Origin of the sequence: Streptomyces barkulensis, assembly GCF_002843305.1 — a bacterium.
GTDB classification, from domain to species: Bacteria; Actinomycetota; Actinomycetes; order Streptomycetales; family Streptomycetaceae; genus Streptomyces; species Streptomyces barkulensis.
Genome location: NZ_PGSG01000090.1, coordinates 93921 through 113786, shown reverse-complemented (window position 1 = coordinate 113786; position 19866 = coordinate 93921). Strand labels below are relative to the sequence as shown.

17 protein-coding genes and 1 pseudogene are annotated in these 19866 nt (G+C 75.3%); 9 read left to right on the top strand and 9 right to left on the bottom strand.

The window, feature by feature from the left end:
* Window positions 1-250 precede the first annotated feature (250 nt).
* Complete coding sequence (locus tag CUT83_RS18295) at window positions 251-658, bottom strand: MGMT family protein (RefSeq protein ID WP_101256928.1); 408 nt, start codon at window positions 656-658, stop codon at window positions 251-253.
* A 383-nt stretch (window positions 659-1041) separates the two neighbouring features.
* On the opposite strand from CUT83_RS18295, the gene CUT83_RS18290 reads away from it, so the two are divergent.
* From CUT83_RS18290 to CUT83_RS18275, 4 genes and pseudogenes are all read left to right on the top strand, one after another.
* Complete coding sequence (locus CUT83_RS18290; protein ID WP_240957934.1) at window positions 1042-3552, top strand: lysylphosphatidylglycerol synthase transmembrane domain-containing protein; 2511 nt, start codon at window positions 1042-1044, stop codon at window positions 3550-3552.
* A 108-nt stretch (window positions 3553-3660) separates the two neighbouring features.
* Window positions 3661-4086 (top strand): TOBE domain-containing protein, encoded by a 426-nt coding sequence (locus CUT83_RS18285; protein ID WP_093847859.1) that lies wholly within the window; start codon window positions 3661-3663, stop codon window positions 4084-4086.
* 11 nt (window positions 4087-4097) lie between these two features.
* Complete coding sequence (gene modA / locus CUT83_RS18280) at window positions 4098-4949, top strand: molybdate ABC transporter substrate-binding protein (protein WP_101256926.1); 852 nt, start codon at window positions 4098-4100, stop codon at window positions 4947-4949.
* Between the two features lie 23 nt (window positions 4950-4972).
* Window positions 4973-5776 (top strand): annotated as a pseudogene (locus CUT83_RS18275) (ABC transporter permease); the annotation flags it as partial.
* Window positions 5777-5878: 102 nt separating this feature from the next.
* Here the strand turns inward: CUT83_RS18275 and moeZ are convergent.
* The 7 genes from moeZ to CUT83_RS18240 all read right to left on the bottom strand — a co-directional run bounded on the left by moeZ (window position 5879) and on the right by CUT83_RS18240 (window position 14538).
* Window positions 5879-7057: an adenylyltransferase/sulfurtransferase MoeZ gene (gene moeZ, locus CUT83_RS18270; protein WP_101256924.1), complete on the bottom strand. Its 1179-nt coding sequence runs from the start codon at window positions 7055-7057 to the stop codon at window positions 5879-5881.
* A gap of 63 nt (window positions 7058-7120) precedes the next feature.
* Entirely contained in the window at window positions 7121-7885 is a 765-nt protein-coding gene (locus CUT83_RS18265; RefSeq protein ID WP_101256923.1) for a spherulation-specific family 4 protein, read from the bottom strand.
* On the bottom strand, window positions 7873-8793 hold the full coding sequence (locus tag CUT83_RS18260; protein ID WP_101256922.1) for an NAD-dependent epimerase/dehydratase family protein: 921 nt from the start codon (window positions 8791-8793) through the stop codon (window positions 7873-7875). Before CUT83_RS18260 ends, CUT83_RS18265 begins: the two co-directional genes overlap by 13 nt.
* Before the next feature lie 145 nt (window positions 8794-8938).
* Window positions 8939-10198: a hypothetical protein gene (locus tag CUT83_RS18255; protein WP_101256921.1), complete on the bottom strand. Its 1260-nt coding sequence runs from the start codon at window positions 10196-10198 to the stop codon at window positions 8939-8941.
* Window positions 10195-11994, bottom strand: a complete 1800-nt coding sequence (locus CUT83_RS18250; RefSeq protein WP_101256920.1) for a DUF3492 domain-containing protein — start codon at window positions 11992-11994, stop codon at window positions 10195-10197. The genes CUT83_RS18255 and CUT83_RS18250 overlap by 4 nt, the downstream gene beginning before the upstream one ends.
* 180 nt (window positions 11995-12174) lie before the next feature.
* The gene (locus tag CUT83_RS18245; protein ID WP_240957913.1) at window positions 12175-13260 is read right to left on the bottom strand and encodes a DUF3152 domain-containing protein; all 1086 of its coding nucleotides are present in this window, start codon (window positions 13258-13260) and stop codon (window positions 12175-12177) included.
* A gap of 312 nt (window positions 13261-13572) precedes the next feature.
* Entirely contained in the window at window positions 13573-14538 is a 966-nt protein-coding gene (locus CUT83_RS18240) for an alpha/beta fold hydrolase (protein ID WP_101256919.1), read from the bottom strand.
* 122 nt (window positions 14539-14660) lie between these two features.
* On the opposite strand from CUT83_RS18240, the gene CUT83_RS18235 reads away from it, so the two are divergent.
* The 4 genes from CUT83_RS18235 (at window position 14661) to CUT83_RS18220 (ending at window position 16653) form a co-directional block, all read left to right on the top strand.
* Entirely contained in the window at window positions 14661-14897 is a 237-nt protein-coding gene (locus tag CUT83_RS18235; protein WP_101256918.1) for an Rv3202a family protein, read from the top strand.
* Between the two features lie 205 nt (window positions 14898-15102).
* Window positions 15103-15729 (top strand): TetR/AcrR family transcriptional regulator, encoded by a 627-nt coding sequence (locus CUT83_RS18230; RefSeq protein WP_101256917.1) that lies wholly within the window; start codon window positions 15103-15105, stop codon window positions 15727-15729.
* 173 nt (window positions 15730-15902) lie between these two features.
* Window positions 15903-16130 (top strand): DUF3107 domain-containing protein, encoded by a 228-nt coding sequence (locus tag CUT83_RS18225; protein ID WP_093661275.1) that lies wholly within the window; start codon window positions 15903-15905, stop codon window positions 16128-16130.
* Between the two features lie 247 nt (window positions 16131-16377).
* Window positions 16378-16653 carry a hypothetical protein gene (locus tag CUT83_RS18220; protein ID WP_101256916.1) on the top strand — a complete coding sequence of 92 codons (276 nt, stop codon included), beginning with the start codon at window positions 16378-16380 and terminating at the stop codon, window positions 16651-16653.
* Window positions 16654-16704: 51 nt separating this feature from the next.
* Here CUT83_RS18220 and CUT83_RS18215 read toward each other — a convergent pair whose 3' ends face one another.
* Window positions 16705-17496 (bottom strand): ferritin-like fold-containing protein, encoded by a 792-nt coding sequence (locus CUT83_RS18215; RefSeq protein ID WP_101256915.1) that lies wholly within the window; start codon window positions 17494-17496, stop codon window positions 16705-16707.
* A gap of 409 nt (window positions 17497-17905) precedes the next feature.
* Here CUT83_RS18215 and CUT83_RS18210 point away from each other — a divergent pair, with 409 nt between their 5' ends.
* On the top strand, window positions 17906-19702 hold the full coding sequence (locus CUT83_RS18210; protein WP_101256914.1) for a DEAD/DEAH box helicase: 1797 nt from the start codon (window positions 17906-17908) through the stop codon (window positions 19700-19702).
* Window positions 19703-19866: the final 164 nt, after the last annotated feature.

Here is a 19866-nt window from a genome sequence, read left to right as displayed (position 1 = left end):
GTACGCACCAACCGGTACGTATCGGACTTGAGGGAGGAACTCACGTGGATCGCCGGTCCTGGTCGCTGTGCTGGATGGTGCAGACGGTACGCCAGGGGACAGTCGTGGCGCACGGCGTCGCACCCCCGCCCGCACCCCGTTCGGACGGCTCACCGCGTGCACGGCAAAGTGCACGGCGACGTGCACGGCGACGTGTACGGCGGGGCCATGGCGGAAGCTGGTACGTGTGAGGAGTCCCACAACCGGGCGGTCACGAACGCCGGTCGGGCCGCTCGGCGGCGCCGGCCCCGTCCCCGCTCCCGCCCGCTTCCCCGTCCCACCGGGCCCGGCGCATGTCGACGCGTACCGCCGCGGCGGCCTGACCGGCCGTACCGCCCCGGCCCCCGCGCAGCGGGGTGTCCTCCTGGCGGTAGTGGGCCAGCGCCCGGCCCTCGTGGCAGGGCGGCGGCGTCCCGTCGGCCCGCACCACACGCCACCACGGCACCGCGCCGCCGTAGAGGGACATCACCCGGCCCACCTGCCGCGGGCCTCCCTCCTCCAGCCACTCGGCCACGTCGCCGTACGTCATCACCCGGCCGGGCGGGATGCGCTCCACCACGGCCAGCACCCTCTCCGCGTAGTCCGGCAGCTCGCCGGCGGGCCCGGTCATGGCGGCCATGGTGCCCCATACGGCCGCCGGCCCGCGCCGGCGGCGGCACGCGGGTGCGCACGACACGCGCAAACTCGGCTTTCCGCGGAGAAAAGCGACCTCCCTGACCGGCCCGCCGCCTCCTCGTGCCACCATCGTCCCGGCGGTGACAGGTGATACGAGAGCGAAAAGGGACCGGAGAGCGGTCCGAGGACCAGGGCGGGCCCCCTCCGCGGGAGGAGCCCCGTTCCGCTCACTCGTCCCCGCACACCGGCGGCCCCGGCCCGGGGCCCGCGCGGCGGGACACCGGCGGAACCGGCGGAACCGGCAGGGCCGTCGGGGAGACGGGCCCGGAGCACGTCGAGGGCGACGAGCCGATCCTCCCCGCCCGGGTGCACCGCCCCTCCGACCTGATGCGGCTGCTGCTCGGGACCCTCGGCATCGCCGTCGTCCTGATCGTCGCCGCCTTCGCGCACGGCACCACCGCGGGCCTGGAGCAGGACATCGGCAAGGGGGCGGGCCAGGCCCCTCCCCTGCTGATCAGCTTCGCCGGCTTCGCCTCCAGCGTCGCCGTGCTCATCGTGCCGGTGGCCTTCGCGCTGGAGCGGCTGATCAAACGCGACGGGCTGCGGATCGCCGACGGCGTCCTCGCCGCCGTCCTGGCGCACGGCGCGTCGCTCGCCACCGACCTGTGGGTCGCCGAGCAGGCCCCCGGCTCCATCCGGAACGCGCTGACCAGCCCGGCCCCGGAAGGCGGGCTCACCGACCCGGTGCACGGCTATCTGGCCCCCGTCATCGCCTACATGACGGCCGTCGGCATGGCCCGCCGACCGCGCTGGCGGGTGCTGCTGTGGGCGGTGCTGCTGCTGGACGCCTTCGCGGTGCTGGTCGGCGGATACACCACGCCGTTCTCGATCCTGGTCACCGTGCTGATCGGCTGGACCGTCGCCTACGGCACGCTCTACGCCGTCGGCTCCCCCAACGTCCGCCCCACCGGCCAGAACCTGCTGGCCGGGCTGCGGCGGGTGGGCTTCAGGCCGGTGAGGGCGCTGCGGCTGGACCCCGCCGACCCCGTGGATCCGGAGCGGACCGAGCAGAGCGACCGGGCCCGGCGCTATCTGGTCACCCTGGAGGAGGGCCCGCCGCTCGACGTCACCGTCGTGGACCGCGAGCAGCAGGCGCACGGCTACTTCTACCGCGCCTGGCGCCGCCTCGCGCTGCGCGGCATCACCCAGCGCCGCAGCCTCCAGTCGCTGCGCCAGGCGCTGGAGCAGGAGGCCCTGCTGGCGTACGCGGCCATAGCCGCCGGGGCCAACGCACCGAAGCTGATCGCCACCTCCGAGCTGGGCCCCGACGCCGTCATGCTCGTCTACGAGCACGTCGAGGGGCACAGTCTGGGCTCCCTGCCCGACGAGGAGGTCACCGACGAGCTGATGCGCGCGGTCTGGCGGCAGGTGCGCGCGCTCCAGTCGCGGCGGATCGCCCACCGCAGGCTGGAGGACGACGCGCTGATGGTGGCCCCCTCCGGCGAGGTGTTCCTCACCGACCTCAGCGCCGGTGAGATCGCGGCCGGCGATCTGGTGCTGCGGATGGACGTGGCGCAGTTGCTGACCACCTTCGGTCTGCGCGTCGGCGCCGAGCGCTCGGTCGCGGCGGCGGTGGAGGTGCTCGGTCCGGACGCGGTGGCCGACAGCCTTCCACTGCTCCAGCCGATCGCGCTCAGCCGCGGCACCCGCGCCACCCTGCGCAGACTGGCCAAGGAGCGGGCGCAGCGCGAGCGGGAGGCGGCCATCGAGGCGTCCCGCCACAGCCGCGAGACGCGCCACGCCCAGGGGCACGCGCCCGCCGGCGACCGCAAGTCGCTCCGGGCGGAGAAGCACGCCGAGAAACAGGCCGTCATGGAGGCCCTGGAGGAGGCGCGCGAGGAGGACCTGCTGGCGCAGATCCGCGGGCAGGTGCTGCTGGTCCGGCCGCAGGCCCCGATACAGCCGGCCCGGCTGGAGCGCGTCAGGCCGCGCACCCTGGTCAGCTTCATCGCCGGGGCCTTCGCCGCGTACTTCCTGCTCTCCCAGCTCACCCATGTGGACTTCCGGCAGGTCGTCGTCGAGGCGAACTGGGGCTGGGTGGCCGCCGCGCTGCTGTTCTCCGCCCTGACGTACTTCGCGGCGGCGATGAGCCTGCTCGGTTTCGTGCCCGAGAAGGTCCCCTTCCTGCGCACGGTGGTCGCCCAGGTGGCGGGCTCCTTCGTCAAGCTGGTGGCGCCGGCGGCGGTCGGCGGCGTCGCGCTCAACACCCGCTTCCTGCAGCGCGCCGGGGTCCGGCCCGGCCACGCGGTCGCCAGCGTCGGCGCCTCCCAGCTGTTCGGCCTGGGCAGCCACGTCCTGCTGCTGCTGGTCTTCGGCTATCTGACGGGCACGGAGCGCACCCCGACCCTCTCCCCGTCCCGTACGGTGATCGCCGGACTGCTGACGGTGGCGGTGCTGTCCCTGATCGTGACGGCGGTCCCGGCGCTGCGGAAGTTCGTGGTGGAGCGGGTGCGGGCGCTGTTCGCCGGCGTCGTCCCGCGGATGCTGGACGTCGTCCAGCGCCCGCAGAAGCTGCTCAGCGGCATCGGCGGCATGCTGCTGCTGACGGTGTCGTTCGTGCTGTGCCTGGACGCGTCGGTGCGCGCCTTCGGCGGCGAGCTGAGCTACGCGAGCATCGCGGTGGTCTTCCTGGCGGGCAACGCGCTGGGCTCGGCGGCGCCCACCCCGGGCGGTCTGGGCGCGGTGGAGGCGGCGCTGATCGCGGGTCTGATCGCGTTCGGGCTGCCGCAGGAGATCGCCACCCCGGCGGTCCTGCTCTTCCGCCTGATGACCTTCTGGCTGCCGGTCCTGCCCGGCTGGCTCTCCTTCACCCACCTCACGCGCCGGGAGTCGCTCTGACCGCCTGAGCCGGCGCGGGCGCACCGCCTCCCGCCGGACTCGCGACTGCGAGGCCCGAGGCCCGGTCCGCCTTGCATGTGCGAGCCGGTACGCCATAACGTCGTGCGCATGCGTTCCTACTCCATGGGCCGGGCGGCCCGGCTGCTCGGTGTCAGTCCCGACACGGTGCGCCGCTGGGCGGACGCCGGACGGCTGCCCACCAGCCGGGACGAGGGCGGCAGGCGGCTGGTGGCGGGCGAGGACCTGGCCGCCTTCGCCGTAGCCCTCGCGTCGGAGGGGCCCGGGGGCTCCGGGGGTTCCGGGGGCTCCGAGCGGGACGACGACGGGCCGCACACCAGCGTCCGCAACTCCTTCCCCGGAATCGTCACCGCCGTCCGCCTCGGCGACGTCGCGGCCCAGGTGGAGATCCAGGCGGGTCCCCACCGGCTGGTCTCCCTGCTGACCCGGGAGGCCGTGGAGGAACTGGGGCTGGCGGTCGGCATGGAGGCCGTGGCCCGGGTGAAGTCCACCAACGTGCACATCGACCGGGCGTGAGGCGGACCGGCATGCCCGACACGACCGGTACGCGCGCCCCCCGCGCCCCCCGCTCGCCCCGGCGGCCCTCCCGCCGGCCGCGCCGACCGCGCGCGGCCGGCGGGGCGGCCGCCCTGCTGCCGGCCGTCCTGCTGGTGCTGGCCGCACTGACGGCGGCCTGCGGGGGCGGGGCTCTCGGCCGCACCGGCGAGGGCGGCCGGACGGCCACCGTGACGGTCCTGGCCGCCTCCTCCCTCACCGACGTCCTCACCGAGGCGGGCGCCGCGTACGAGGAGGAGCACCCCGGCGTACGGCTGCGCCTGTCCTTCGCCGGCTCCCAGGAGCTGGCCGCGCAGATCCGCCAGGGCGCGCCCGCCGATCTGGTCGTCACCGCCGACACCGCGACGATGGAGTCCCTGCGGGACTTCACCGGCCCGCCCACCGTGATCGCCCGCAACCGGCTCGTCATCGCCACCGCCCCCGGCAACCCCCTGGGCATCGGCGCCCCGGACGACCTCGCCCGCGAGGGGGTGACGACCGTGCTCGCCGCCCCCGAGGTACCGGCCGGGCGGTACGGGCAGCGGCTGCTGGAGCGGCACGGCGTCACCGTCCACCCGGTCTCCCGGGAGCCGAGCGTGCGGGCGGTGCTGAGCAAGGTGGCGCTGGGCGAGGCGGACGCCGGGCTGGTGTACGCCACCGACGCCGCCGCCTCCGCCGGCCGCGTCGAGGCCGTGCCCGTCCCCGGCGGCGGGGCCGGCGTGCGCTACCCCGCCGCGCCGCTGAAGGACACCGCCCACCCCGGGCACGCCTCGGACGTCATCGCCTGGCTGAGCTCCGGACCGGCCCGCGGCCTGCTGCGGGAGGCCGGTTTCCTGCTGCCGTGAACCACCGCACCGAACCCCGCGCCCTGCCGCCACGCGTACGCGGCCGCACACCCGCGGCACGCACCCGCACACCCGCCGCGCTCGGCGGGCCTGCCGCGCTGGCGGCGGCCTTCCTGGCCGTGCCCCTGGCCGGGGTGGTGGCCCACACGCCGTGGCGGGACCTGGCCGGGCAGCTCACCTCGCCCGGCGTCCTCCGGGCACTGGGGCTGTCCCTGCTGGTCTCCGTCCTCGCCCTGCTGCTCTCCCTCGTCCTGGGCGTGCCGCTGGCGTGGCTGCTGGCCCGCGCCGACTTCCCCGGCAAGGCCCTGGTGCGCTCCCTGGTACTGCTGCCGATGGTGCTGCCGCCGACCGTGGCGGGCGTCGCCCTGCTGCGCGGCTTCGGCCGCGGCGGTCTGCTGGGCGGACCGCTGGAGGCGGTGGGGGTGACGCTGCCGTTCTCCACCGCGGGCGCGGTGGTCGCCGCGGCCTTCGTGGCGATGCCGTTCCTGGTCATCGGCCTGGAGGGGGCGCTGGCCGGGATCGCCCCGCGCTACGAGGAGGCCGCCGCCACCATGGGCGCGACCCTCCCCCAGACCCTGCGGTACGTCACCCTGCCGATGGTGGCGCCCTCCCTGGCGGCGGGCGCCGCGCTGTGCTGGGCGCGGGCGCTGGGCGAGTTCGGCGCGACGATCACCTTCGCGGGCAATCTGCCTGGGACCACCCAGACCCTGCCGCTCCAGGTCTATCTGCTCCTCCAGCAGGACCCGGCCGCCGCGACCTCGGTCTCGCTGCTGCTGCTCGCCGTGGCGGCGGCCGTCCTGGTCGCACTGCGCGGACGCTGGCTGGGCCACTCGCGCTGACGCGTGGAAGCGGCCCCGGGGACGGTGTCGTCCCGGGGCCGCTCCGGTGTTCGTTCCGCGCCCGCTCGCGGGCGCGGAACGAACAGACCGTCAGTAGACCGGCTTCTCCGGCTCGATCTGGGTGACCCAGCCGACGACGCCGCCGCCGACGTGGACGGCGTCGGAGAAGCCCGCGTTCTTCAGGACCGCGAGGACTTCCGCACTGCGGACACCCGTCTTGCAGTGCAGGACGATCCGCTTGTCCTGCGACAGCTCGCCCAGCGCGTTGCCCATCAGGAACTCGTTCTTCGGGATCAGACGCGCGCCCGGAATGGAGACGATCTCGTACTCGTTGGGCTCGCGGACATCGATGATGTCGATGTTCTCGCCCTCGTCGATCCACTCCTTGAGCTGCTGCGGGGTGATGGTCGAGCCCATCGCGGCCTGCTGGGCCTCGTCGGAGACCACACCGCAGAACGCCTCGTAGTCGATCAGCTCGGTGACCGTCGGGTTCTTGCCGCAGACCGCGCACTCGGGGTCCTTGCGGACCTTGACCTGGCGGTAGGTCATCTCCAGGGCGTCGTAGATCATCAGGCGGCCGAGCAGCGGCTCGCCGATGCCCGCCAGGAGCTTGATCGCCTCGGTGGTCTGGACCGAGCCGATGGACGCGCACAGCACGCCCAGCACGCCGCCCTCGGCGCAGCTGGGGACCATGCCCGGCGGCGGGGGCTCGGGGTACAGGCAGCGGTAGCACGGCCCGTGCTCGGCCCAGAAGACCGACGCCTGTCCGTCGAAGCGGTAGATCGAGCCCCACACGTACGGCTTCTTCAGCAGCACGCAGGCGTCGTTGACCAGGTAGCGGGTGGCGAAGTTGTCGGTGCCGTCCACGATCAGGTCGTAGTCGGCGAAGATCTCCATCACATTGGAGGAGTCCAGCCGCTCGGTGTGGAGGTTGACCTTCACGTACGGGTTGATCCCGAGCACCGTGTCCCGCGCGGACTCGGCCTTGGGGCGGCCGATGTCCGCCTGGCTGTGGATGACCTGGCGCTGGAGGTTGGACTCGTCGACCTCGTCGAACTCGATGATGCCGAGCGTGCCCACACCCGCGGCGGCCAGGTACATCAGGGTGGGCGAGCCGAGGCCGCCCGCGCCCACGCAGAGCACCTTGGCGTTCTTCAGACGCTTCTGCCCGTCCATCCCGACATCCGGGATGATCAGGTGACGGGAGTATCTGCGGACCTCGTCGACAGTGAGCTCGGAGGCCGGTTCGACCAGGGGTGGCAGCGACACGGAGACCTCAACAGGGTTGGTCGGTGGACGGTTGTTCCTTCCGTAACACTGCCACGCCCGATCTCATTCCGAGACACCCGGTCCGAGGCGCGAGACGATTTCGTCCCAGTAGCCGGGCATGGCCTCCCAGGGGTCCACGGCCTCGCCCCGGCGCCCGCGGCGGGTGCGGTCGGTGAACCAGACGGTGCCCGCCCCCTGCCAGCGAGCGATGCGCACGGCCTCCTCCAGATGGGTGCGCGGCACCCCGTGCACCAGGTGGCAGAAGCGTTCCGGCGAGTGGTCCGCCGTCCACTCGGCCACCTGCGACCAGCGGTAGTCGGACCACGACCCGGAGAACGTCACGAGCTGGTCACCCAGCTCCGCGTAACCGGGGAAGGGATGGGTGCCGTGCCCGAGGACGATGTGGGCGTCCCCGCCCAGGGCGCGCAGCGCGGCCGTCACCCGGCTCACCTCCGGCAGGGCGGCGCGGTCGCCCGGACAGCGGTCCAGGTAGAAGCCGTCCACCCCGTACCAGTCGAGGAAACGGTGCGCGTCGTGGACCAGCGGGCCGAAGTCGCGGGTGCCGTGCCGCAGGTCCAGATGGCCCAGCACCCGCACCCCGGCCTCGTGCAGCCCGGTGACGGCCGCCGCGCAGTACGGGTCGGAGCGCTCCCCCGGCCCGCGCGCCACGTTGAGCACCGCCCAGTGCACCGGTGCGCCCGGTCTGTTCAGCTCGGCCCACTCCACGGGCGCCACCATCGGGTGCGCGTAGCCGGGCACCCCGACGCCGAGGCGGCCGGGCACTCCGGCGGCCGGTCTGCGCCGGCCGGAACTGGTCAGATACGGCATGCCGCCTCCATCCAGATGTCCGCGAGCGACTCCTCCAGTCCGATCCGGGGCCGCCACCCGAGCCGGTCGCGCGCGCTGCGCACGTCCGCCTGCTGCCAGGGGCCGCAGCCGTCGGGGTACGGGGGCACCTGCGGACCGCCGCCGGCCAGGGGCTGCTCGTCCATCTCGTGCACCGCTCCGGTGTGGCCGGCCACCCGGCCCAGCACGGAGACCACCTCGCGCAGCCGCACCGCACGGCCGGAGCCGATGTTGACCACGCCCTGGGCGGCCGACAGGGCGGCGGCGTGCACCGCCCTGGCCACGTCCCGCACGTCCACGAAGTCGCGCTGGACGGACAGCCCGGCCAGTCTGAGTTCACCCTCGCCCTGCTGCATCACCCGGCGCATCGCCTCGGCCAGCCGCCCCAGCGGCGAGCCGGTGGGGGTGCCGGGGCCGACCGGGGAGAAGACGCGCAGCACGATGGCGTCCAGCCCGGAGCCCAGCACCAGCTCGCTGGCGGCGAGCTTGCTGACGCCGTACGGGCTGCCGGGCCGCGGCACCGCGTCCTCCCCGGTGGAGGAGCCGGCCGGAGAGGGCCCGTACTCGGCGGCACAGCCCAGATGGACCAGCCGGGCCCCGCAGCCGCTGCGGCGCAGCGACTCGCAGACGGTGGCGGTGGCCACGGTGTTGTGCCGGATCAGGTCCCGCGCGCCGCCACGGGTGGCGCCGGCGCAGTTGACGACGACGCCGGGATGGACGGCGTCCAGGAAGCGGGTGAGCGCTCCGGGGCTTCCGGTGGACAGGTCGAAGCGGACGTCGGCGTCGTCGCCCCGGCCCAGCGCGGTGAGCTGGACGGCGGGGTCGGCGAGCAGGCGGTCGGCCACATGGCGGCCGAGGTATCCGTTCGCACCGATCAGCAGCACTCTCATCGGACGTCCTCCCGTACTGCTGCGGTGACGCCGGTGGGGCGCGAAACGGTCATCGGGTGTGCTCCTTGGTCGATGGTGCGCGGCGCACGAGGGTGGTGTGCGCCGGCTGAGACGGTCGAGGGGGCGGGAGGGACCGAAGGCCGGGTCACGGCCCCTCCCGGTGGTGGGCGGACGCGCCGGTGAGGCGGGAGGCGGCGAACACCGACAGGGCCATGGCCGCGCCGGCGCAGGCCGCGGCGGGTACGGCCGCCGGTCCCCAGGCGGTGGCCAGCGCCTCCACGGGGTGGCCCGGGAGCGCCGGGCGCAGATGCCCGGAGGCCGCCGCCGCGGCGAGCGCGGCGGCCTCCAGCGCGCAGGCCGCGACGACGCCTCCCGCGGCGGCGGCCGGGAAGCCGTGGGCGGACAGCAGCATGGCGACGAACAGCAGGGTGCCCAGCGCGGCCGCCCCGGCGATCCGCGCGCCCTCCGGTCCGGTGGCGGCGGCGGTCACGGCGCCGGCCACACCGCCGGACGGGCCCCCCGACGGACTGCCGGAGGGGCCGCCGGAGGGGCCGCCGTCCACCACCGCGTGCGCGACGGCCAGCACCGCGAGCTGGGCGACCGCGAACAGCGCGACGGCCGCGGCGAACAGCGGACGCGTCCGGGCCGCGAACTCCTCCAGGCCGCGGCTGGTGCCCAGCCGCCGCCTCGCCCGCGCGGCGAACCAGCGCGCGCACCACACGGCGGGCGCGACGGCCAGCGCCAGGCCCAGCGGCACGCACCACTCGCCCGGGAAGGCGTCCGCGAAGACGTCGGCCGCGGGCGGGTGTCCGTCCAGCGCCCAGGCCAGGGGGAGACCGCCGGCCAGCGCGTGTCCGGCCAGCAGGCAGCCGCCCAGCACGGCGGTCCGGTTCAGGGCCGTACCGCGCAGGCACAGCCGCACGGACAGCAGGACGAGCAGGACCCCGGCCGCGCCGGCGACGGTACGGGCGGGCGCCGGGAGGCCCGCGGACAGGGCGTACGCGGCCGGTGCCGCCGCGCACAGCCCGCCGGGCAGCAGGGGGAGCAGCGCGGCTCCCGCCGAGCGCGCCCGTCCGGCTCCCCGGCCGTGCCGTGGGGCCCGGGCGGCGGGCGCCCCGCCCCCGGGACCTCCGGCGTCGGGCCCGTCCGCCCCGTGAGCCGCGTCCGCTCCGTCCGCTCCGTCCGCTCCGTCCGCTTCGCGGGGGGTGCGGGCGTACAGCTCCTCGGCGAGCGAGAACACGTCCCGGTGCCGGTAGCGCGCCGCGGTGCGGTCGGTGATCCCGTGCGCCTCCAGGGCCGCGGCGATCTCCAGCGGGTCCACGGCCCGTGCGCACAGCTCCCGGTGGCGGTGCAGCAGCGAGCGCACGGGGTCGGCGGGCCGGTGCGGGTACGGCGGGGCGTTCACCGGTCTCCCCTCCCCTGCCCGGCGGGCACGCCCGCCGCGGCCGTACGGGCCCAGCTCGGGGTGCGGGCCGGGCGTCCGCCGAGGCGGGCGGCCGCCGCCGGGGAGGCGGGTGCGGCGGGCGCGGTCCAGCGGCCGGGGAGGCCGGCCTCGGGCGGCCGGGCGAACGGCAGCGCGGCGACGGCCGGTCCGGCGGGCATCGGGCGCTGTGAGAGCAGCTCCAGATAGACGCCGCGGAACGCCGCGACGTTCTGCTCGGCGGTGAACAGCTCCTGCGCCCGGGCCCGCGCCGCGGCGCCCAGCCGGGCGCGGCGGGCCGGGTCGCGCAGCAGGGCCGTGCAGGCGTCTGCCAGGGCGCGGGGGTTGCGCGGCGGCACCACCAGCCCCGTGCCGCCGATGGCCTCGCACACCGCGCCGACGTCCGTGGAGACCGTGGCCCGGCCGGCGAGCATCGCCTCGACCAGGGAGACCGGGAAGCCCTCCACCACGCTGGAGAGCACCGCGACGTCGGCGGCGGCGTAGGCGTCGGCGAGGCGGGGCAGCGCGGGGTCGCCGATCCGCGCGAAGCAGACCGGGTTCTCCCCGACGCTGAGGGGGCCGGCGGCCTCGTCGGGGAAGAGCTGGGCGGCCAGCGCCCGGCAGTGCGCCAGGTACCGGGCCGGCTCCGGGTCCTCCTCCGGGGCCGGGCCGCCGGGCCGTTCGGCGATCAGCAGCCGGGTGCCGGGCACGGCCCTGCGGACCTCGGCGAAGGCGTGCAGCAGGCCGATCAGGTCCCTGGCGGGACCGGTCCGCCCGACCCACACCAGCACCGGGTCCGGCCGCCGCCGCCCCGTGTCCTCCTCGATCCCGGTCAGCTCCGGCGCGTCCATGCCCGGGTAGACCGTGCGCAGCCTCCCGCGGTCCGCCCCGCACCTCTCCTGCCAGCGCCGGGCGTGGGTGTTGCCGGAGGTGACGATCTCGGCGCGGCGGTACGCCTCGCGCGCCAGGTTCCCGTGGAGGGAGGCGAGCAGGGCGCGTACCGGCGCGCTCACGGCGTCCGGCGCGACGGCGTGAGCGGCGCTGGCGAGGTAGTGCTCGCGCAGCCGCACACCGTACTCGGTCACCAGCAGGGGGGTGCCGAAAAGGCGCCGGGCCAGCAGACCGGGGAGTGCGGCGGGGCCTGCGCCCACCGCGTGGCAGACGTCCGCGGCCGCGAGCCCGCAGGTCTCCCCGGCCCCGTACCAGTCCAGCGACAGGGGTCGCAGCGCCCTCTCCAACTGCTCGGCGACCGTGAGCAGGTCGGCCGGTGTCGCGGAGCGCACGGCCCGCAGTGCGCCGGGGGCGCGGCACGCCCCCTCCAGCAGCCGGACCGCCTGCTCGGAGCGGAGGGCCGCGGCGAGCCCGCCGTGCTCCCGGGCCAGGTCGGCCAGCCCGTGGAGGCCGTCGGCGAAACGGTCCGCCTCGGCGGCGGCCCCTCCGTCCCCGCCCTCCGTGTCCCGCGCTCCCGCGCCGCCCGCCCCGGCGCAGACCGCGCGGGCCAGGTCCGCGAAGTGCTCGCCGAAGCGGCGCCCGAGGCGCCGCCCGTATCCGCCCCGGCGTCCGCCTCCCCCGGGGGCGGGGCCCCACAGCGGTGCGGTGCGCACCCTTCGGACGTTGTCCGGCAGCGCGGGCCAGGCGCCCTCCCTGTGCCGCTCGTCGCTGCCGAGCGCGTGGACCTCGAAGTCGTGGCCGTCCAGGCCGCGCACCAGCCGGTCGCACCACGCGTACGAGTCACCGCGCGGATGGGGATAACCACCCTCCGTGAGCAGTGCGATGCGCACCTGTCCACCCCCGTTCCTCCTCCAGGCCACCGGCCGTCGCCGTGGCGTCGCGGGAAGACGTTATGCGCGAGGTGGGGCGGCGCGGCGGACGGTTGTCCGTCACACCACCGGAAGGGGTGAACTACCGTGACTTTCGACGCGATTGAACGTTCGGTCGCCTACCGCGGACCGAAGGGGCCGTCAGGCGTCGGGGAACGGCCAGGCGTTGGGCCGGCAGGTCGCCCCGCCCACCGTCAGGTACTTCGTCTGCTGCATCATCACCGGCGCCAGGGCCCCTTCCCTCGGGCAGTTCACATGGCCCTTGCCGAGCCGGTGGCCCACCTCGTGGTTGATGAGCATCTCCCGGTACTCCCGGATCCGGTCCGGGCCGAAGGTCTCCGCGCCGCGCGCCCACCGGTAGGCGTTGATCATGATGCGCTCGGTCGAGGCCGAGTCGCACGAGACGTTGTCGACCGTGGTGTCCAGGCCCGATCTGGCGCACCACTTCGCGGTGGTGGAGGGGGAGGCGAGCGTGATCACGAAGACCGGGGCGTCGCCTTCGGACTCCCCCGGCTTCCCGGACTCCCCCGGCTTCCCGGAGACCCGCTCGAAGGTGCGGGCGCCCCCGTGGCTCCAGCTCCGCTCGTCGTTGAGGGTGCGGTGGACGGCCTCGGCGAACAGCTCCCCGTCCAGCGGCAGCCCGTCCTCGACGTCGACCCGGTAGCGGACGACCTCCCCCTTGCCGGGCGCCTCGTCCCGTCCGGCGACGGCGGCGAGCCGGCCCGAGCCCCGGAAGTCCGGGGCCAGGTCGAACAGCCGCCCCATCCGTTCGCCGTAGGAGGCCTGTGTCCCGGACGGGGCCTTCCCCTCGTCCTTTCCGCCCGAGGGGGTGGGGCGCGTCTCGAACCGGGAGGTGTCCGGGGCTCCCTCTCGCGGGGCCTCGCCGCCCGCCCGCAACTGCCGGTCCATGCCGCTTCGGTCGTCGGCGACCTGTCCGGCCACCACGACGGCCAGCACGGTGGTCACGGCCGCGGCCGCGACGCCGGTGAAGGCCCGGCCGCGGCCGCCGCGCCCGCCGTGTGCGGCACGCCCGCCCCGGCCGCCGCCGTCACTGCCGTCACTGCCGTCGCCGCCGTCACCGTCCGGCTCGTCCGCATCCGTACGGGGGACGCTTCCCGGCCGTTCGGCCTCCGCAGCGGGCCCCGGCCCGGACCCGTCCGCGCGCGGTACGCCCGGCGCGCCGTAGACACCGTCCTCGAACGCCTCGACGTACTCGCGCCGCGGCATCCGCCCCGTCCCGTACACCGTCTCCCGCGGCGGTCCGGCGGGCCCGCGCCCGGGGTCCGGGGCGGGTGGCCGCCGCGGCGCCCCCCAGCCGCCGCCCGGCTCGCGCTGTTCGGGGTGGCCGCCGCGGACCGGGGGCATGCCGTGCGGGCCGGCGGGGCGGCCTTCGAACGGCGGGGGCGGCGGGGCCGGGGCCGGGCGGGGACGCGGGGCCTCCTCCGCCGCCGGCCGGGCCGCGGGCCGCTGCCCGGTGGCCGTGACCGCCGGCTTCACGCTGCCCGGCCGGCCCCGGCGACTGTGACGTCCCACGACTCGTCAACCCCTGCCCGTATCGGTTTCTCCCAGCAGTTCCCTGAAGGCGCCCCCCACCGCCTTTGGGTATTCCATCATCGCGACGTGCCCGGCGTCGGGAAGCACCAGCAGCCGCGATTCGCGGAACGCGGCGGCGGCCCTGCGCGCCATGCGGAACGAGACCAGCAGATCCCGCCCGCCGTACACCAGCAGCGTCGGCGCCAGCACCCGCTCGGCCTGGCGCCACAGCGCGTGCTGGCCGCCGAGGGTGTAGGCGTTCACCAGACCGCGCGCGGACCGGGAGAGCGAGTCCCAGAAGTACGGCAGCGCCAGGCGGCGCTCGTACTCCGCCACGGCCGCCTCGAACTCCTCCCGCGACACCGCCGCCGGATCTCCGTAGCACAGCGCCAGGAGTTCCCGGGTGCGCCGCTCGGCGGTCCAGTGGCGGGTCATCCGCCCGAAGAACCTGGTGGCCCCGGGCACCGCCAGCAGGGCGGTGGGCACCGCGGTGCGCTGCGGACGCAGTTCGGGCAGGGCGGGCGAGACGAGGATGAGGGTGCGCACCAGGTCCGGCCGGACCGCCGCGACCCGGGTGGCGGCCGCGCCGCCCAGGGAGTTGCCGAACAGGTGCACCGGCCCTCGCCCGGAGGCGTCGAGGTAGCGGATGACGGCGCGCGCGTGCCCGGAGACCGAGTAGTCGCCGTCGTCGGGCGGCGGCGAGTGGCCGAAGCCCGGCAGGTCGACCGCCTCGCCGTCGACCTCGTCGGCCAGTTCCCGCATCAGCGCGGACCAGTTGAGGGAGGACCCGCCCAGACCGTGGACGTACAGCGCGGCGGGCAGTCCCGCGCGCCGGCCCGGCCGCCCGCGCACCGACAGGGTCAGGCCGGGCAGTGACACGGATCTGTGCGTCTCGCCCTCCCCTGCGCGCGACCGGCCCGAAGGGGGGACCTCGAACGGGGCCGCCGCCTGCGGCTGCTCGGTCGATGACATGGGGCAATGTTACGAGACGATCACTGCCGCTCTCACGTGTTCGGGATCACACCTCCCGGCCTGCCGGAATTCTCCTCCGCCGGGCCCGTGTGGAACCCCTCCGGGCTGGAAAGGGGATCGTCATGTCTGTTGACCCCACCGATCCCGACACCTTCGACCGGTTCGACGACGAGGACGAGAGGCCCGCGGCCGATCGGTTCGGAGTCGAGGCTCCCGAGGCGGACGCGGCCGAACAGCACGCGGAGGTCCTGCCCCGTGAGAACGCCCGGCTACTGGCCGCCGGCTCGTCGGAGGTGAACCCCGCGGACGCCGCCGAGCAGGCACGCGTCGTCGAACTGGACGAGGACGATTACCGCTAAACCGCGACATCGTGCGTTCGGGACACGGATTTCTGTGCCCGCCGGACGCACAGAAGGTTTACCCAAAAGTACGATGGCGGACGCAGCGCACCCCGCGCGCGGAAGTACCGACGACCTCTCTCCGGATTCCCCGGGCACCCAAACCCCCGGGGCTCGGTCCGGGCCCTGCCCGGGAGGCGTTCCAGGGAGACCCCAGGAGGCGAGCGTGACAGCCATCGAGCAGACCGAGGCACGCCCGCGTGGCACACGGCTGCCACGCCGGGCCCGACGCAACCAGTTGCTCGGTGCGGCGCAGGAGGTGTTCGTCGCCCAGGGCTACCACGCCGCGGCCATGGACGACATCGCCGAGCGCGCGGGCGTCAGCAAGCCGGTGCTCTACCAGCACTTCCCCGGCAAGCTCGACCTGTACCTGGCCCTGCTCGACCAGCACTGCGAGGCGCTGGTCCGGTCGGTGCGCGCGGCACTGGCCTCGACCTCGGACAACAAGCACCGGGTCGCGGCGACGATGGACGCCTACTTCGCGTACGTGGAGGACGAGGGCGGGGCCTTCCGTCTCGTCTTCGAGTCCGACCTGACCAACGAGCCCGCGGTGCGCGACCGGGTGGACAAGGTGAGCCTGGACTGCGCCGAGGCGGTCAGCGAGGTGATCTCCGAGGACACCGATCTGCCGCCGGACCAGGCGATGCTGCTGGCCGTCGGGCTGTGCGGCATGGCGCAGATCACCGCCCGGTACTGGCTCAGCGCCGGACAGAAGGTCCCGCGCGACACCGCCACCAGGCTCATCTCATCGCTGTCCTGGCGGGGTATCGCGGGCTTCCCGATGCACGGCTGATCCACGGCCGCCCGGGGCTCGCGGCCGCCCGGTGTTCGCTGTCGGCGTGCGTTCACGAGCGGCCCACCGCCCCCGCGAGGACTAGTGTTGCTGGCATGACGGCGCGGCCTGCCCGCGCACCCCGCCCCGGCTCAGCCAGGGAGAATCACCAACCGTTCGGAAGGGACATAGCCGTGGAGGTCAAGATCGGCGTGCAGCACGCGCCCCGCGAGATCGTTCTGGAGAGCGGGCAGACGGCCGAGGAGATCGAGCGCACCGTCGCCGAGGCGCTGACCGGCAAGTCGCAGCTGCTCAGCCTGGTGGACGAGCACGGTCGCCGGGTGGTCGTCCCGGCCGACCGGCTGGCCTACGTGGACATCGGCGAGCCCAGCGGCCGCAAGGTGGGCTTCGGGGCTCTGTAGACACGGGGCTCTGTGGAGGAGCGCAGGATCCGCGGTGTTTCGGCAGAGCCCCGCAAGGCTCTGCCGAAACCCCGCGGGACCGCGGAATCCGGTGAGGAGACCGGCCGTGAGGCCGGTGACAGCGGCTTGCGGAGGGCCGGGCGGGAATCCCGCCCGGCCCTTTCCGTGCTTTCCGTTTCGCCCTCGGCACACCCTGGGTAGGACCGAGTAGCCCGATGCGCACCCCACCGGCCCGCAGGAGGACCCAATGCTCTGGGAAGTGCTCGGCTCGGCGCTCGTCGGTCTCGCCGTCGCGCTCGTCGCAGGCCGCCGTTTCGCGGACCGGTTCCGCGACCGGTCCCTGGTTCTGGTCACCGGGCCCGCGGCCGCCCTCTGCGGCGGCGTGATCACGCGCGTGGTGCTGGGCCCCGGGTACGCGCTTCCCACCTTCGTGGCCGCCGCCCTGGTCGCGGCGGCCCTGCTGTCCCTGCTGGTCCGCCGCGGCGGTCCGGCGGCCGGCCGGCCTCACGTGGGCGCTGCCTGAGGCGGCGCCGCCCGGGCGGGCCCCGCCGCGCCGGGCGACGGGGCGCACTCGTCAGGCCGCCAGCCCCAGCGCGGCCATGCGCTTGGTGTGGGCCTCGGTGATCCGCGAGAACATCCGGCCCACCTCGGCCAGGTCGAATCCCGCGGTGACCCCGCCGACCAGCATCATCGACAGCGCGTCGCGCTCGGCGACCACCCGCTGGGCCTGCGACAGCGCCTCGCCCATCAGACGGCGGGCCCACAGGGCGAGCCGGCCGCCGACCCGGGGATCGGCCTCGATGGCCCCGCGCACCTTCTCCACCGCGAAGCCCGAGTGCCCGGTGTCGTCCAGCACACCCAGCACCAGGGCCCGGGTGTCGGAGTCGAGGTGGGCGGCGACCTCCCGGTAGAAGTCGGAGGCGATCGAGTCGCCGACGTACGCCTTGATCAGGCCCTCCAGCCAGTCCGACGGCGCGGTCTGGCGGTGGAACTCGTCCAGCGCGGCGGCGAACGGCTCCATCGCCGCCGCGGGGTCCTCGCCGATCTCCGCGAGCCGGCCGCGCAACCGCTCGAAGTGCTGGAACTCCGCCGACGCCATGGAGGCCAGCTCCGCCTTGTCCACAAGGGTCGGGGCCAGTTTGGCGTCCTCCGCGAGCCGTTCGAACGCGGCCAGCTCCCCGTAGGCCAGTGCGCCCAGCAGGTCCACGACCGCCGCCCGGTACTGGGGGTCGGCCGAGGCCGCGGCCCAGTCCTGGACGGCGGTCCCCTCGGTGTCCCCGGTTCCTGCGGCCCTCTCGGCCCTCTCGGCTCTCCCGGTTCCCTCGGTTCCCTCGGGGTCGGCGGGGGATGTGTCAGACGTCTCCATGCCGGGCACAATAGCCCGCCGCCAGGCCGTCCGACCTGCCCGGGAGGCGTCCGGCGCGGTCCGGCGCCGCCCCGGCGGCGGCCTTCTGCGGAGATCGGCCGGGCGCGGATGCGGGATCAGGGGGTACAGTGATATTGGGCCCGCTTCCTGACAGCGGGTTCTGCGCATACTGTGTTATCCGGGCTCCGGGGACGTCCTCCGGGCCCGCAACGGATGCCCGGTCGGTGGCCCGATCGGCTCCGACACGACCGCCCTCCACGTGGGCCGTATGCGGAGTGACGGCTGTGGACACACACGGCCGGGCGTTCCGCACGGGCCGCGGTGAGGGGCCCGCTCGCGCGGTACGAGCGCTTGAGCGAGAGCCCGTGGTCCCGCGCCGCGAGGCCGCCCGACAGGCAGCCGGCGTCCGGTGCGGTACGACCCACCCCGCTCCCCCGGGGTGCGCCCTCGCTCCCCCGTCCCGCGTCTCACGGAAGAGGCAAGCATCCTGACCACCACATTCCGAGAGCTCGGGATCCTTCCCGAGACCGCCGAGGCCCTGGAAGCCGTCGGCATCACGTCCCCGTTCCCCATCCAGGAGATGACCCTCCCGGTCGCGCTGTCCGGCTCGGACGTCATCGGCCAGGCCAAGACCGGCACCGGCAAGACCCTCGGCTTCGGTCTGCCGCTCCTGGAGTCCGTCGTCGTCCCGGCCGACGTCGACGCCGGCCGGGCCGCACCGGACCAGCTGACCGACGCCCCGCAGGCGCTCGTGGTCGTCCCCACCCGCGAGCTGTGCCAGCAGGTCACCAACGACCTCCTGACCGCGGGCAAGGTCCGCAACGTCCGGGTGCTGGCGATCTACGGCGGCCGCGCCTACGAGCCCCAGGTCGAGGCGCTGAAGAAGGGCGTCGACGTGGTCGTCGGCACCCCGGGCCGCCTCCTCGACCTGGCCGGCCAGCGCAAGCTGAGCCTGGCGCACATCCGTACGCTGGTGCTGGACGAGGCCGACGAGATGCTCGACCTCGGCTTCCTGCCGGACGTCGAGAAGATCATCCAGCAGCTGCCCGTCAAGCGGCAGACGATGCTGTTCTCCGCGACCATGCCGGGGCAGGTCATCTCCCTGGCCCGGCGCTACATGTCGCAGCCCACCCACATCCGCGCCACCGCGCCGGACGACGAGGGCGCGACGGTGGCCAACACCGCGCAGCACGTCTTCCGGGCGCACTCGCTGGACAAGGTGGAGATGGTCTCCCGGATCCTGCAGGCCGACGGCCGCGGACTGGCGATGATCTTCTGCCGCACCAAGCGGACGGCGGCCGATGTGGCCGACCAGCTCTCCCGCCGCGGTTTCGCAGCGGGCGCGGTGCACGGCGACCTCGGCCAGGGGGCGCGCGAGCAGGCTCTGCGCGCCTTCCGCAACGGCAAGATCGACGTGCTCGTCTGCACCGACGTCGCCGCCCGCGGCATCGACGTCGAGGGTGTCACGCATGTGATCAACTACCAGACGCCGGAGGACGAGAAGACCTATCTGCACCGCATCGGCCGCACCGGCCGCGCGGGCAACACGGGTACGGCCGTCACCCTCGTCGACTGGGACGACATCCCGCGCTGGCAGCTGATCAACAAGGCGCTCGTCCTGGACTTCAACGACCCGCCGGAGACGTACTCCACCTCCCCGCACCTGTACGAGGCGCTGGGCATCCCCGAGGGCACCAAGGGGATACTGCCGCGCACCGAGCGCACCCGTGCCGGGCTCGCGGCCGAGGAGGTCGAGGACCTGGGCGAGACCGGGGGACGCGGCAGGGGCCGCGGCCGCGGGGCCACCGCCACCGAGGAGCCCGCGCCGCGCACCCGCACCCCGCGCCGGCGCCGCCGCACCCGCGGCGGCCAGGCCCTGGAGCACCCCGGTGCCGGCACCGCCCCGGAGCCGGCGGGTCCGGCCGGTGAGGCGGAGGACTCCGGTGCGCCGGCCGACGCCTCCGGCGAGGCCCGCAGGCCGCGCCGCCGCCGCCGCACCCGCGCCGGAGCCGGCACCGCCTCCCAGACGGGCCGGGCCGAGCACTCCGCGCACGCCGAGGCCCCGGCCGCGCAGGGCGGCGAGAGCGCTTCCGCGGACGGACCGGGGGACTCCTCCGGCGAGGCCCGCAGGCCGCGCCGCCGCCGCCGCACCCGCGCCGGAGCCGGTGCCCGCCCGGCGGCCACGGAGGCCACCCCGGAGAGCTGACGGATGCGCGGCGGCGTACACCGCCGCGTGCCCGTGATCACGACGATGCCCGCCCCCGCCGCACCCGCGGCGGGGGCGGGCGCCGTCATGGGCGCGGGCGGAGGGCCGCTGGTGCCGCGCCGGTCAAGGTTTGCCCGGTAGCGAGGTCCCCCCGGCCTCCGGCC

Excerpts from the sequence above, each read along its gene's own strand:
- CUT83_RS18295 (WP_101256928.1), bottom strand. The coding sequence starts at position 658 with ATGGCCGCCATGACCGGGCCCGCCGGCGAGCTGCCGGACTACGCGGAG.
- CUT83_RS18290 (WP_240957934.1), top strand. The coding sequence starts at position 1,042 with ATGCGGCTGCTGCTCGGGACCCTCGGCATCGCCGTCGTCCTGATCGTC.
- CUT83_RS18285 (WP_093847859.1), top strand. The coding sequence starts at position 3,661 with ATGCGTTCCTACTCCATGGGCCGGGCGGCCCGGCTGCTCGGTGTCAGT.
- modA (WP_101256926.1), top strand. The coding sequence starts at position 4,098 with ATGCCCGACACGACCGGTACGCGCGCCCCCCGCGCCCCCCGCTCGCCC.
- CUT83_RS18265 (WP_101256923.1), bottom strand. The coding sequence starts at position 7,885 with ATGCCGTATCTGACCAGTTCCGGCCGGCGCAGACCGGCCGCCGGAGTG.
- CUT83_RS18260 (WP_101256922.1), bottom strand. The coding sequence starts at position 8,793 with ATGAGAGTGCTGCTGATCGGTGCGAACGGATACCTCGGCCGCCATGTG.
- CUT83_RS18245 (WP_240957913.1), bottom strand. The coding sequence starts at position 13,260 with ATGCCGCGGCGCGAGTACGTCGAGGCGTTCGAGGACGGTGTCTACGGC.
- CUT83_RS18240 (WP_101256919.1), bottom strand. The coding sequence starts at position 14,538 with ATGTCATCGACCGAGCAGCCGCAGGCGGCGGCCCCGTTCGAGGTCCCC.
- CUT83_RS18235 (WP_101256918.1), top strand. The coding sequence starts at position 14,661 with ATGTCTGTTGACCCCACCGATCCCGACACCTTCGACCGGTTCGACGAC.
- CUT83_RS18220 (WP_101256916.1), top strand. The coding sequence starts at position 16,378 with ATGCTCTGGGAAGTGCTCGGCTCGGCGCTCGTCGGTCTCGCCGTCGCG.
- CUT83_RS18215 (WP_101256915.1), bottom strand. The coding sequence starts at position 17,496 with ATGGAGACGTCTGACACATCCCCCGCCGACCCCGAGGGAACCGAGGGA.